Genomic DNA, 13,868 nt, shown 5'->3' on the forward strand with positions numbered 1-13,868 from the left:
GAAGGATCTCCCGGAGTCGAGCCACCAGGCGGAGGGGACGTCCCCGCCTGTCTCGACATCCAGACTCGGGCAGGTTGCCTGGGCGCGACATGGCGAAACAGGTCGATAGCTGGACGATCCTGTCAACATGCCGCCTGTCGGTCACAGGACGTGCTGGGTGCGCCGCCAGCCCTGGGGCGACTGGCCGACGTGCCGCCGGAACAGGCGGGAGAAGTAGTACGGGTCGGCGACGCCGCACCGGCGGGCGACCTGGCCGACCGTCAGGCCGGTCGTCCGTAACAGCTCCTGCGCCTGGGCGATCCGCCGCCCGGCGACCCAGCCCATCGGCGAGGTGCCGAGGTGCTCGCGGAAGCGGCGCGCGAGCGTGGCGACGCCGCAACCCGCCACGCTCGCCAGCTCGCCGATCGTGAGCTGGTGGTGCAGCTCCTGGTCGATGTACTGCAGCACCCGGCGCAGGTCGTCGGGCACGAGCGGCCCGTACGGAGGCCCGGACGGGCGGTGCACCTCCGACAGCTCGCGGACGACCAGCGTCCCGAGCGCCCGCATCAGCGGCTCGTCCGGCACGCCGCGCCGGAACACCTCGACCGCGTACAGGGAGAGATCCAGCAGGTGCGGGCGTTCCTCGACGGAGGAGACCACCACCGAGCCGCCGGGAAGGACCGCGCCGTCGCGCCGCCACCCGCATCCCATCAGCGGATGGTCCAGGTCGTGCGGAACGCCGGCCTCCACCGGCCGCCCTGGATCGTGCTCCGGAATGAGATGGGTGCCGACCAGCAGGAAGGGGTCCACCGTGTCCGCGGCGTACTCGATCGAGCGCCCCCACGGCAGGATGAGAAGGGCCCCGGGTCTCACCAGGTGATGGTGTCCGTTGACCCAGATCCGACCGCCCCCGCTCCGGCAGATGAGGATCATGCGTGACTCCACCCGCGCGTGCCGCAGCCGCCTGTCCGGCGGGAACTGGTACACGTTCGACTGGCTCACGACCGGGAACGGCGCCGCGCTTACCATGGGCAGATTGTCCAGCGAACCACCGCTTTGTGTCACCACTCCGGCGGACAATCGCGCCGACTGCCCGGGGCATCGATCCGATCGTCCATGAACGGAGCGTTTCGCGCATTGTTCGACGCGAAGCCGCGATCTTAGCCTTCCGGACATGACCCGTCCCAGGGATTCCGTCCCAGCCGACCGCCCTGCCTCCGGCCCCGCTGATTTGGCGCCGTTCGACGACTCCACCGACCTCCTCGGCGTTCCCGGCGAGCTCCGGGCCCGAGCCGAGCGCGACGGGTACCTGTTCTTCCGCGGGCTGCTCGATCCCGAGCCGATTCTGGAACTGCGCTCCAAGGTCCTCGATGTGCTGGCCAGGCATGGCTTGCGCGCCCCGGATGCCGGTCCTCTCGGCGGCAGGCTGGACCTTGCCCGGCTCGCCGAACTGCCCGCCGAGCGGATGCGCGCCGACATCGGCGTCACCGCCGACATCTACGCCGACCTGCAGAAGTTGCCCCAGCTGCACAGGCTCCCGCACCACCCGTCGCTGCTGGAGGTCTACCGGACCCTGCTCGACACCGACGAGGTGTTCGTCCATCCCCGGCACATCATGCGGGCGATGACCTCGCACCCGGCGACCGGCGCGACCCCACCCCACCAGGACTTCCCGCTGGTCCAGGGCACCAGCTCGACCTGGACGAGCTGGTTCCCCATCGGGGACTGCCGGCTCGGGAACGGTCCGCTGGCCATCCTGCGAGGCTCCCACCGGCAGGGCTGCCTCCCGGTCGGCACCGGCGCCGGCGACGGGCACTGGACCAGTTGGGGCGCCCAGTTGTGCGCGGAGGAGACCGACTGGGTCGGCGGCGATTTCGCCGTGGGAGACGTGGTGACCTTCCCCAGCTTCACGGTCCATCGGTCGCTGCCCTCGGCGGTCAGAGACGAGATCCGCATCTCCATGGACGTCCGATACCAGCGCAGCGACGACGTGATCGAAGCCCGCTCGCTGACCAACCACGCGGAGCGGCCCTGGGACGAGATCTATCAAGGCTGGTCCGGCGAGGACGCGGACCTGATGTATTACTGGCGCCCGGAGCGGCTCTCCTACACGCCCTGGGACGATTCGCTCGTCGAACCCGGCGCCCGCCGGATCTGCTGATCAGGCCTGAGGATCGGCACGAGAGGACCTGCCATGTGCTGCGACGACGAGTTGTCCCCCGAGGCCGGCGAGGCGCTCGCGCGCTACCGCGCGTTGCTGGCCGCCTCGCCGCTGGACTGGGGAGCCGAAGCGCCCGACGTCATGCTGGACGTCCTGGACCTGGCCCGCCGCTGGGGCGTGCCGGCCCTCGGCCCGGTGCTCGCCGCGATGGGGGAGGAGCGGCGCGTCGACCGCGCCGCCGCGCTCCGGCTGCTCGTGGCCGGGGACGCGGCCCTGCCTCCCGGCGTGGTCGTCGTCGACGTCCTGACCGAAAAGGTGCGGTACGGCGAGCCGCTGCACGTGCTCGACCGCTCCTCCGGCCCCGGCACCTGGTGCCCCGGCGGCGTGCTGGTGGTCGTCGTGAACGACACACCCCATGCGGTCGACGTCACGGGTGAGGCCGGGGCCTGGACGGTAGCGGCCGGTTCGGTCGGTCGCATGGAGGTGGAGCCGAAGCCGGGACTGGGCGCGCTGCGGGCCGGTGCGGTGCGGGTCGACCTGTCGCCCGCCGTGCGCCGCGTGCCGGTCAGCGTGCTGGAGCTCTCCTCCGCCGTGCCCGTCCGATGGACCGTCGTCGATGCGGCGGGCCAGCCGTGGGCGCCCGCCGGGGGCCGGGTGAAGTACGACGTCCACGACCGGCCGTTCTTCCACGCGCGGGAGGCGACGCTGGAGGTGCCCGCCGGTGTGGTGTGGGTGACGGCCGCGCGAGGTCTGGAGCACACCTCGGTCTCGGAGCGGGCCGACCTGCCCGCCGGCCGCACGACGCGGCTGCACCTGGAACCGCAGCGCTGGTGGGACGGCGACGGCGGCGGCTGGACCGGCGCGGACCTGCACGTGCACGCCAACTACTCCGGCGACCAGGTGGTCTCGCCGCACGACGCGGTCCTCATGCAGCAGGGCGAGGGCCTGGACCTGATGGGCCTGGTCGCCGGCAACTGGCACGGGGACGAGATCTACGACCAGGCGCTCGTGGAGAGCCGGCTGGGGCGGCCGCTACGTCACGAGTACGGCACGACGGCCTTCGGGATCGAGTTCCGCAACGACCTGCTGGGGCACTTCCACGCCACGGGCGGCCACACCGCACCGGCTCGCTGGGCGACCGGGCACGAGGGCAGCTCGCACCCCTGGGACTGGCCGGCCAACGCGGAGACGGCGGCCGAGCTGCGGGCGGGCGGCGCGGCCATCGGCTACTGCCACCCGGTGGTCCGCCCGTTCCCCCCGGATGCCGAGTCGGCTCCGGACCACCTCTTCGACTGGGTGATCCGGTCGGTGGAGGCGCGGGAGCTGGTGGTGGACGCCGCGCTGGGCCTGGTCGACAGCATCGACCTGCTGTTCTCGGCCGACCCTTCCGGTCCGGCCGAACTGTGGTACCGCCTGCTGGGGTGCGGGCTGCGGCTCGCGCCGACGGCCGGCACCGACGTCTTCCTGTCCTTCAGCCGGGCCGCCGCCTTCTCCGGGCCGCCGGGTTCCGGGCGGGTCTACGCGTGGACGGGTGGTGACCACGATCCGGTGGCGTTCAGCCGCGCCCTGCGCAGCGGCCCGGTGGTCGTCACGAACGGGCCGTGGGTCCGGCTGCGGGTGGACGGGCAGGCCGAGGGCGGCCGGCTCGACGGCCCGGCCGGGCGGCGCGTCCACCTGTCGGCGGCCGCGTACGGCCCGCACGCCCGCCGGCTCGACGTGGTCACGGCCGGCGGGCGCGTGCTGGGCTCGGCCGAAGGTGACGGCCCGCTCGCGGTCTCGCTCGACCTGGAGGTCCAGGAGGCGACCTGGGTGGCGGCCCGCTGCACGGGCGAGGCGCATCCCGACGTGCTGGCCGACCATGCGTGGTCGCACACCGGCGCCACCTGGCTGGACGTCGACGGGGCCGGGGTACGGCGGGAGCCGGACCTGGCCTTCTGCCGCCGGTGGCTGGACCTGCTGGCGAGCTTCGTGCGGAAGCACGGCCGCTTCCACGACGAGCGCCAGCAGGCCGACCTGCTCAGGACGATCGACGCCGCCCGCCCCTTCTACGCCGCGGGCGCCCCTACCTCAGCGCCGGGAACAGGTCTCCGGTGAGGCGGTCACCCTTGCGCAGGCCGAGCGGATCGGTGACGACGTGCGGGGTGCCGGAGTAGGTCGTCTCCGCGTCCATGAAGATGACCACGTGGGCCAGGCGGGCGAGGTCCGTCCGGTTCGGCAGAGCCATGTGCGGGGTGTAGCTGTGGTGGAAGGTGCAGTCGCCCGCCCGCAGCGGCACCGTCACCCGCCGGCTCCACCGCAGGTCGGGGGCGAGCTGGAACAGGTCCTCCTCGTCCCACAGGTCCTGGGGGCGCAGCGAGGTCACCTCGTGCGCCTCCGGGATGAACGTCATGCAGCCGCGCTCCGGCGGCACGTCGACCAGGGCGATCCAGGCGGACAGGGCGTGCCGCGAGCCGGCGTGCGGCCAGTAGGGCTGGTCCTGGTGGAACTCGGTGGCCACCTCGTTGTGCGGTTCCTTGACGAGCATGTGGTCGTGCCAGATGCGCAGCGGGATGCCGGCGAGCCGTTCCGCGGTCTCGGCGAGCTTCGGGTGGAGGGTGAGCTCGCGCATCACCGGGTCCTGCTGCCAGACGTTGACGAGCTGGCTGAACACGGCCCCCATCGTGCTCTGGCCGCGGTGTTCCTTGAGGAACCGCTCGGCGGCCGACCTGAAGTGCTCGACCTCGTCCCGGTCCAGCAGGCCGGGGACTCGGACGAATCCGTTCTTTCGGTATTCCTCGATCATGTCGATCAGCGTCGCGTTTCGCTGATGGTCGCGGCCAGGGGGATTCCGACCGCTCGCCGTACGATTCCGACATGTCGGTGACCCTGCACGAGCGGGAGCTGTTCGGGGGCGGGCCGGTGCTCGCGGGGGTCCACACGCTGATGGGCGAGCTCGAATCGCACGGGCACGACTTCGTGGAGATCGCCGTCATCGGCGAGGGGCGCGGCACCCACCTGAGCGTTCACGGAGGGCACGAGCTCCGCCGCGGCGACGTGATCGTGCTGCGGCCCGGCGCGTGGCACGGCTTCAGCGGGTGCGACGCGCTCACCGTGGCCAACTGCTGCGTCTCGGCCGCCGCCCTGCGCGCGGAGTTCGCGCTGCTGGAGCAGGTGGGGGCGATCCACCGGCTGCTCTGGACGGACCCGGTCGCCGAGGGCGCTCGCGGGGTCCTGGTGACCAGGACGGATCCGGACGCCGCGCTGGAGGCGATCTCGGAGATCCGGCGGCTTTCCGCGGAGCCGTACCAGCGGCTCGGCGAGGCCCGGCTGCTCGGGCGGCTGCTCACCGTGCTCGGGACGCTGACCGACGGGCGCGACCCCGTCCCGCCGGCTCCCGGGCATCCGGCGGTGCGGGCCGCCAGCGGCCTGCTGGCCCGGGAGCCCGCCAGGGCGTGGACGATGGACGCCCTGGCCGCTGCCGTCCGCCTCGACCCCGACTACCTCGGGCGCCTGTTCCGCCGGCACGTGGGGCTGTCGCCGCTGGCGTACCTGGCCAGGATCCGGGCCGAGCGGGCCGCCACCCTGCTGCTCCACACCGACCTGCCGGTCGCCCGGGTGGGCGCCGAGGTCGGCTGGAGCGACCCGACCTACTTCGCCCGCCGTTTCCGCTCCCTGGTCGGGCTCACCCCCAGCCAGTACAGGAACCCTCAAACCGCGAACCGGGCCGTCACCGCTTCGGAGTGACGCGCAGCAGCCGCCGAATCCAGATGATTCTTGGACGTTTTCCCGCCCCGTGTCGGCGATGCCATCACCCCTTGTCGAAGGCCGGTCACCGGGAGCCGTGAGCCGGGCACCGCGGCCCGGCCGGCGGGGCGGGCGCGTTTGCGCAGGCTCTCCAGGGAAGCCGAAGCAGGCACCCACCGCATGGCAGAGGAGCACCCAGTGAGCGAATTTCCCTCGGCGAGCCGTACCGAATATCCCGAGTCCGGCTCCACATCCGGCACGGTCGATCGTGCCAAGCAGGCCGCGAGCGAGACCGCGCACACCGCGGCCCAGCAGGCCCGCAACGTCGGCGGCGAGATCAAGACCCAGGCCGGCCAGGCGGTCGGCCAGCTTCGAGGACGGCTACGCGACCAGGCTGACGCCCAGAGCCGCCGCGCCGCCGAGAAGCTGCGGTACTGGGCCGACGACCTGAACGGCATGACCGACGGCGCCAAGCCCGACAGTCCCGTCCAGGGCGTGCTGAGCCAGGTCGCCGGCACCGGGCACCGCGCGGCCGACTACCTGGAGGAGCGCGGTCTCGGCGGCGCCGTGAGCGACGTGCAGGACTTCGCGCGCCGCCGCCCCGCCGTCTTCCTGGCCTGCGCGGCCGCGGCCGGGTTCCTGTTCACCCGCATCGCCAAGGCGGGCGCCAAGGTCGCCCAGGAGGACCAGCAGGACTCGCGCGAGACCCTTCCGGTGGTCCCCGGCACCGCCACGACGACCCCCACGACCCCCACGACCACGGGCTACGGGGTGACCACGGCCTCGCCGTACTCCAGCCCGGCGGCCCCCACCACGACGCCGGCGCCGGCCGAGCCGTACCCGTCGCCCCGGTATCCGGAAGGTGACGTCCGATGAGCACGCCAGGTCCGCAGCCCTCGCCCTCGCTGGGCGACCTGGTCGGCGACCTCGGCAGTGACCTGTCGAAGCTGTTCCGCCAGGAGGTGGAGCTGGCCAAGACCGAGATCCGCGAGGAGGCCGCCAAGGCGGGCAAGGCCGCCGGCATGCTCGGCGGGGCGGGCGTCGCGGGCTGGATGACCGCGCTGTTCGCGAGCCTGGCGCTGGTGTGGGGGCTGGACGCCGCCATCGACGCCGGCTGGGCCGCGCTCATCGTGACCCTGCTGTGGGGCGCGGTCGCGGCGGCGCTGTTCGTGACGGGCCGCAAGAAGCTCCAGACCGTCTCGCCGGTGCCGGAGAAAACCGTACAGACGCTGAAGGAGGACGCGGCGTGGGCACGCGATCTGAAGAGCTGAAACAGGAGATCGAGCAGACGCGGGCCGAGATCGCCCGAGACGTCGACCGGCTGGCCGACAAGACCAGCCCGGCCCAGATCCTCCAGCGCCGGGCCGAACGCGTCAAGATCGCAACGAGAAACCTCAAGGAGCGCGTGATGGGTACCACCGGGCACGCCGGCGAGCGGCTGCACGACACGGCGGACAGCGTGCGGCACAACCTGTCCGAGGCCGGCGGCGCGGTGCGCGACACCACCTCGCACGCGGCCGACGCCGTCAAGGACGGCGCCTCGCGGGCCGCGGACGCCGTCAAGGCCGCCCCGCAGCAGGCGATGCGGAAGACGCAGGGCAACCCGCTGGCGGTGGGCCTGATCGCCTTCGGCGTCGGCGCCCTGGCCGCGGCCGTGATCCCCGAGACGCGGGCCGAGCGGCGCGCCGCCCGGCAGGTCAAGGAGCAGGCGGGCGAGTACATCGAACCGGTCGTCGACTCGGTCAAGGAGTCGGCCCAGTCGCTCGGCCAGGAGGTCAAGGCGACCGCCCAGGAGGCGGGCCGGCAGGTCAAGGAGGCGGCGGGCGACGCCGTCCAGGCGACCAAGGAGCACGCGCAGGATCAGGTGTCGACGGTCCGCGACCAACGCTGAGTGACCACTCGGACCAGGAGCCGGGCGAAGGCGGTCTGATTCGCCCGGCTCTCGCACGTCCAGATGACGCATCGACAGCGAGCTTGTGCCACTTCAGGATGGGTAGTCCCCTCCTGTCACACGTTGGAGGGAACATGTCACAGACAGTCATCGATCTCATCATGGCCGACCACCGCGATGTCGAGCAGCTCTTCGACAAGCTCAAGCGGCAGCCGGAGAACCGGCCCGCGCTCCTCGCCGAGCTGGCCGCCAAGTTCGTCGCCCACGCCCGCGCAGAGGAGGCGAAGGTCTACCCGGAGCTGGCCAAGGCCGACCCGTCCGAGCGCGGCGAGGTCCACCACGGCGTCGAGGAGCACCACGAGGCCGAGGAACTGCTGGCCAAGCTCATGCGCTCCGACCCCGACCGGCCGGAGTTCCTCGATGTGCTGAAGGACCTGGAGAAGGCCGTCAGCCACCACGTCGAGGAGGAGGAGAGCGAGATCCTTCCCGCCCTGGCCAAGGCCATCCCGACCGACCGCCTCGTCAAGATGGGCCGCGTCTTCAGCCAGGCCAAGGCCGAGGAGCTCGCCACTCCGCCCAAGCCGGCCGGCCGTACGAAGGCGGAACTGCTGGAGCAGGCCAAGGAGAAGGGCCTGAACGGCTACAGCTCCATGACCAAGGACGAACTGATCGACGCGCTCAGCGTCTAGAACTCGGGGAACGCTTTCATGCCCAAAGACACCAACCCGCTGGCCAAGGCCGTGGACAAGGCCGTCGACAAGCTCACCGACGCCGTGACCGACCACGGACCTGCCGCCGAGATTCCCGGACGCCCGGGAGCCGAGCCGCCGAGCCTCGACGAACCGGTCGAGCCGCGCGGCCCGCTGCCGCCCAAGCCGGACCAGCGCGGACCGGACCCGTTCACCGCGACCGGGCAGCCCTCGGGCGACACCCCCGAGAGCCGCGCCCAGGGCGGACCCTTCCTGACGACCGCCACCGGCACGCGGCTGCCCGACACCGACCACTCGCTGAAGGCCGGTCCGCGTGGCCCGGTGCTGCTGCGCGACCACCACCTGCGCGAGAAGATCACCCACTTCGACCACGAGCGCATCCCGGAGCGGGTCGTGCACGCCCGCGGCGCGGCGGCGCACGGCGTCTTCCAGTCGTACGGCACAGCCGCGTCCATCACCAAGGCGGCCTTCCTGGCCAAGGACGCCGAGACGCCGGTGTTCGTGCGCTTCTCCACCGTGCTGGGCTCGCGCGGCTCGGCCGACACGGTGCGCGACACCCGCGGCTTCGCGACGAAGTTCTACACCGACGAGGGCATCTTCGACCTGGTCGGCAACAACATCCCGGTGTTCTTCATCCAGGACGGGATCAAGTTCCCCGACATCATCCACGCCGGCAAGCCGCACCCGGATCGCGAGATCCCGCAGGCCCAGAGCGCGCACGACACGTTCTGGGACTTCGTGTCCCTGCACACCGAGGCCACCCACCACACGCTCTGGAACATGTCCGACCGCGGCATCCCGCGCTCGTACCGGACGATGGAGGGCTTCGGCGTCCACACCTTCCGCCTGGTCGCCGCCGACGGCGGCACGGTGCTGGTGAAGTTCCACTGGAAGCCGAAGGCCGGCGTGCACTCGCTGGTGTGGGAGGAGGCGCAGCTCCTGGGCGGGGTCGACCCCGACTTCCACCGGCGCGACCTGGCCGACGCCATCGAGGCCGGCGCGCATCCGCAGTGGGAGCTCGGGGTGCAGATCTTCCCCGACACGCCGGAGCAGACCTTCGAGGGCATCGACCTGCTCGACCCGACGAAGATCGTGCCGGAGGAGCTCGCGCCGGTGCAGCCGATCGGGCTGATGACGCTCAACGCCAACCCGGTCAACTACTTCGCCGAGACCGAGCAGGTCGCCTTCCACGTCGGGCACCTGGTGCCGGGCATCGACGTGACCGACGACCCGCTGCTGGCCGGGCGGCTGTTCTCCTACCTGGACACGCAGATCACCCGGCTGGGCGGGCCGAACTTCAACCAGCTCCCGATCAACCGGCCGCACGCGCCGGTCAACGACATGCTGCGCGACGGCATGCACCAGACCGCCGTGCACGCCGGGGCCGCGCCGTACCGGCCCAACTCGCTCGACGGCGGGTGCCCCTTCCACGCGCCCGACGGCTACGTGGAGGTGCCCGTGCCGGTGGAGGCGGCGGCGCGCGGACGGGTGGCGCCCGCGTCCTTCGACGACCACTTCAGCCAGCCGCGGCTGTTCTGGCTGAGCCTGTCGCCGGTGGAGCAGGAGCACGTCATCGCCGCGTACACCTTCGAGCTGAGCAAGGTCTACGAGCAGGCGATCAAGGAGCGGCAGCTTCTGGTGCTGGCCCGGATCGACCCGGTGCTGTGCCGGGAGGTCGCCGCCGGGCTCGGACTGCCGGTGCCCGACGGCGCGCCCGAGGGCGATCCGATGCCCAGCCCGGCGCTGTCCCAGGTGGGCAAGGCCTGGCCGACCGCGGGACGGATCGTCGGCATCGTCGCCGGCCCCGACCTCGACGCGCTCCGGACCGTACGGCAGGCGGTGCTCGACGGCGGCATGGTGCCGCTGGTCATCGCGCCGACCGGCGGCACCCTGACCGGCGACGGCGACCCGATCACCGTGCAGCGCACCTTCGCGGCGGCCCGTTCGGTGGAGTTCGACGCGATCCTCGTCGCCGGTGCTCCGGCGCCGGGCGCGGACGCCCAGGGCGCTCGTGACGCCAAGGCCGGTGTGCCCGGCCCGGTCGACCCGAGGGTGGCGCTGCTGCTCAACGAGGCCTACCGGCATGCCAAGCCGCTCGGCGGCTGGGGCCAGGCCGGGGACGCGTTCGCCGCGGCGGCCGTTCCGGCGGGGGCGCCGGGCGTGGTGCTCGGCGACTCGGCCACCGCCGTCCTGGAGGAAGTGACGGGGCTGCTGGCCCTGCACCGCGTGTGGGAACGCTTCCCGAGCGCTCTGGCCTAGGCAGGGAAGAAGGGGACGTCGCGACGTCGTCCTCAGGCAAGCCCAGAAGGGAGCCAACCGCTGGCTGGGATCGTATTCCAGCCAGCGGTTGCGCTTCGCCCCCGCGGTGAAACCCGCATGAGGTCGTCCAGCCACCGCCGTCTCGCCACAGTTGGCTGGCCTGCCGAAGCACTCACCTGACGTGCTGATCGGCACCAAGAAGGCGATCTACTCGTCTCTATAAATAGCGATATGATCGCCCGCTGATGGATGGCTACGGAGCTTTCATCTCATACAGCCACAGGGGTGACGGCGCGTTCGCCCCTCAGTTTCAGCGGCTGCTGGAAGGATTCGGTGCTCACGGCAGGCGAGGCCGGTCACTCCGGATCTTCCGTGACGACGCCAATCTCGCCGCGAACGCGGCGCTGTGGTCGTCGATCGAGACAGCACTTGCGGCCTCGGAATGGCTTGTTCTCCTCGCCCGGCCGGAGTCGGCGGCCTCAGCGTGGGTCGGACGAGAGATCGAGTGGTGGCGGCAGAACCGATCCGCAGACCGCCTCCTGATCGGTCTGACCGACGGGGAGATCGCCTGGGACGGCGCAGCAGGCGACTTCGATTGGGTACACAGCACCGCCGTACACCCTGCGCTGCGCGGCGCCTTCGAGGAGGAGCCGCGGTGGATTGACCTGCGGGGTGTCCGCGCCCTTCCACGACTGGACAGTGGCAATCCCCGGGTGCAGGAGATCCTGGCGGAGTTCTCCTCTCCGCTGCGGGGGATGGAGAAGGATGAACTGCTGGGGGAACACCTCGACCGATTACGCAGGGAGATCCGTCGCACCCGAGGAGCGCTCGTTGTTCTGGTCGCCTTGCTCATGGGCGCGGCGGGTGCCGGCGTCTTCGCGTTCATGCAGGCAAACCGCGCGAATGAGGAGGCGAACGTCGCCAGAGCCCGGCTCTTGTCCGCCACAGCAGAGCGTGATTCGGGTGAGGATTCGTCGCGGTCCCAACTTCTGGCCGCGGAGGGCTACCGGCTTCATCGGGATTCGCAGACCCTTTCCGCTCTCTTCCGTACGCTCAACGACAACCCCAGTCTTGTACGGCAGGCGTACCTATCAGCCGAGGTCACCGCGGTAGCGGCTTCTGGGGACGGACGGGTCGCCGTGGCGGGCGCCGCGGACGGAACAGTGATCCAATGGAACCTGCAGACGTCTGTTATGCAGAAGATCCGGCTGGCGCCGCGCCCGGTCACCGACGTCGGAATCTCCCGGGATGGCAGTGTCATCGCCGCGGCCAACGGACGGGCAGCCGTGATCTGGCGCCCTGGCGCCGATCCCAAGCCGCTGGCGGTTCCAGCGGCACACGGCGTGGCAGTCAGCGAATCGGGAGTGGTGGCGATCGTCTCCGATCCAGAGATCCGACCGCAACGTCTCGCCGTGTTCGACGGTGAACGGAGCAGCATGGTTCAACTGGGGGATGGCGCCTGGTGGGGAAGTATCGGGATGCCCGATGACCGGACGGTGGTTGTGCTGGGCGCGAATGGGCGATGGCAGCGATGGAACATCTGGGAACGGTCACTGGAGGAGCGGTCGACCGAGGAGGCGTTCCCGCCCAGCTATGACGTGGCAGCCGCGGCCGAGAACGGGAAATTTTTCGGATACATGAAGCTGGGCTGGGTGGTGATCGAGGACACTTCCCGGCCTGGCGCCAAGCCGCGCTTTTCGGGCCACGGTGGGCCGCAGAACATCACGCCGACCGTCTTTGCCATCAGCCAGGACGGAAAATGGGTGCTGACGGGAAGTGCCGACGAGTTGTGGTTGTCTAGCGCTTCTACGGATTCGGACGCGCGGCTCACCGCCTACCCCCTGGCCGGCGCAGGTGGTGCGGCGCGCGCCGCCTTCTCCGGCGTGGAGGGGCGATTGATCACCGCGAAGGGCCGCATTCTGACGCTCTGGGATCGGGCCCGGCGCTCGCGCCTCCAACAGGGCTGGACCTATCGCGTTCCGGAGGTGCCTGGGGCGGGAGGATACGTCGGACTCGCCGTCTCCCCAGATGGTCGGAAGGCCGCGCTCGTCGGCCCGTACGGCGAGGTATTGGTTCACGAGCTTGACAAACCTGACAACGGCCTCGGAGCGCGGACGCTCGACGGAGCCAAGCTCGCCTTCTGGCGGTCCGCCGACGAGCTGGTCGTGGCTGGCAACGGCCTGCTTTCGTATATCCAAAAAGGTGAACTGGAGTCTCAACAGGTCTCGGACGAGAGATCAGATCCCCTCGCAGCGGTGCCCACAGCTGACGGCAAAGGGGTTGTCATCGCTTATGCGTCGGGTGCCTTAGGCATCCATCCCTTCGACGGATTCGCCGTGAACAGCGTTGTGCACCCTGGCTTCGGCACCGCGACATACGCGGCCGTCAGCGCGGATACAAGGTTTGCCGCCTTTGTCGAGCAGGATGGCAAGGGGAGGATCGTCACTGCTGAGTCCGGACTTAGCAGGCCGATCCCCGGTGAGGCCGAGGGCGTGGCGTTTCACGACGACTACCTGCTCATCTCGCGGCCCAACGGGTCCCTTGACGTGTACGGTCGGAAGGATCTCAGATTGATCCATTCGGTGGCCGGGCGTCATGGCTACATCGGCCCGCTGACCGGTATCCCTGGCACTTCGCTCGTTGCCAGGATGCGAAACGACGGAACAGCGATCATCTACGACCTGCGGTCGGGGGCGCTCGTCGGGTCGCTCAATCTTCCGCAGAACCAGGGCTTTACCAGCTCCCCATGGCACAGCACCACCCTGCTGGGATATGAGGGCCAACTGCTGACCGCCACGCCAGGCGGTGTTCTCGCCCGCTGGACGGTAAGTGAACGCGGTTGGCTCGACACTGTCTGCGACAACACCCAACGAGACCTCACCCCTGGGGAGTGGAAGGAGGTCACGGGGACAGAGGCCCCTGGCGACCTCCGTTGCCGGCGTTGACCGTCCACCTGTCAGGAATCAGCTGCAGTGACAACAAGTCGCACTGCATCGACACCTGGCTCGGTCGCCGCTAGCCGCAGCTCACCTCCTCGGTCGGCCTGCCCGCTAGAGGGCGACACGTGCTGGGTGGCGATTCCAGGGAGAGGGGGCTCAGCTTGCCGCGGGTGGCCGGCTCGTAGCCTGTGGTGGTTGCCGGGCAA

11 protein-coding genes are annotated in these 13,868 nt (G+C 70.8%); 9 read left to right on the forward strand and 2 right to left on the reverse strand.

Annotated elements, in window-relative coordinates:
* Positions 1-141: 141 nt before the first annotated feature.
* Complete coding sequence (locus AB0I67_RS20640) at positions 142-852, reverse strand: AraC family transcriptional regulator (RefSeq protein ID WP_357925763.1); 711 nt, start codon at positions 850-852, stop codon at positions 142-144.
* A 301-nt stretch (positions 853-1,153) separates the two neighbouring features.
* On the opposite strand from AB0I67_RS20640, the gene AB0I67_RS20645 reads away from it, so the two are divergent.
* Together AB0I67_RS20645 and AB0I67_RS20650 are read left to right on the forward strand one after the other, a co-directional pair.
* Complete coding sequence (locus tag AB0I67_RS20645; protein WP_357925766.1) at positions 1,154-2,140, forward strand: phytanoyl-CoA dioxygenase family protein; 987 nt, start codon at positions 1,154-1,156, stop codon at positions 2,138-2,140.
* 33 nt (positions 2,141-2,173) lie between these two features.
* Positions 2,174-4,234: a CehA/McbA family metallohydrolase gene (locus AB0I67_RS20650; protein WP_357925769.1), complete on the forward strand. Its 2,061-nt coding sequence runs from the start codon at positions 2,174-2,176 to the stop codon at positions 4,232-4,234.
* On the opposite strand, the gene AB0I67_RS20655 is transcribed toward AB0I67_RS20650, so the two are convergent.
* Entirely contained in the window at positions 4,203-4,922 is a 720-nt protein-coding gene (locus AB0I67_RS20655; RefSeq protein ID WP_357925772.1) for a phytanoyl-CoA dioxygenase family protein, read from the reverse strand. The two genes, AB0I67_RS20650 and AB0I67_RS20655, sit on opposite strands and share 32 nt — an antisense overlap.
* 71 nt (positions 4,923-4,993) lie before the next feature.
* Here AB0I67_RS20655 and AB0I67_RS20660 point away from each other — a divergent pair, with 71 nt between their 5' ends.
* The 7 genes from AB0I67_RS20660 (at position 4,994) to AB0I67_RS20690 (ending at position 13,668) form a co-directional block, all read left to right on the forward strand.
* A complete protein-coding gene (locus AB0I67_RS20660) occupies positions 4,994-5,863 on the forward strand; it encodes an AraC family transcriptional regulator (RefSeq protein ID WP_357925774.1) in 870 nt (289 codons plus the stop codon).
* Positions 5,864-6,061: 198 nt separating this feature from the next.
* On the forward strand, positions 6,062-6,739 hold the full coding sequence (locus AB0I67_RS20665; protein WP_357925776.1) for a hypothetical protein: 678 nt from the start codon (positions 6,062-6,064) through the stop codon (positions 6,737-6,739).
* On the forward strand, positions 6,736-7,134 hold the full coding sequence (locus AB0I67_RS20670; RefSeq protein WP_357925779.1) for a phage holin family protein: 399 nt from the start codon (positions 6,736-6,738) through the stop codon (positions 7,132-7,134). The genes AB0I67_RS20665 and AB0I67_RS20670 overlap by 4 nt, the downstream gene beginning before the upstream one ends.
* Positions 7,110-7,754: a DUF3618 domain-containing protein gene (locus AB0I67_RS20675; RefSeq protein ID WP_357925781.1), complete on the forward strand. Its 645-nt coding sequence runs from the start codon at positions 7,110-7,112 to the stop codon at positions 7,752-7,754. The genes AB0I67_RS20670 and AB0I67_RS20675 overlap by 25 nt, the downstream gene beginning before the upstream one ends.
* A 134-nt stretch (positions 7,755-7,888) precedes the next feature.
* The gene (locus AB0I67_RS20680; protein ID WP_357925784.1) at positions 7,889-8,443 is read left to right on the forward strand and encodes a hemerythrin domain-containing protein; all 555 of its coding nucleotides are present in this window, start codon (positions 7,889-7,891) and stop codon (positions 8,441-8,443) included.
* A gap of 18 nt (positions 8,444-8,461) precedes the next feature.
* Positions 8,462-10,723, forward strand: a complete 2,262-nt coding sequence (locus AB0I67_RS20685; protein WP_357925787.1) for a catalase — start codon at positions 8,462-8,464, stop codon at positions 10,721-10,723.
* Positions 10,724-10,968: 245 nt separating this feature from the next.
* A complete protein-coding gene (locus AB0I67_RS20690; protein ID WP_357925789.1) occupies positions 10,969-13,668 on the forward strand; it encodes a WD40 repeat domain-containing protein in 2,700 nt (899 codons plus the stop codon).
* The last annotated feature ends 200 nt before the right edge of the window (positions 13,669-13,868 follow it).

Origin of the sequence: Nonomuraea sp. NPDC050310, from assembly GCF_040655795.1 — a bacterium.
Lineage (GTDB): Bacteria > Actinomycetota > Actinomycetes > Streptosporangiales > Streptosporangiaceae > Nonomuraea.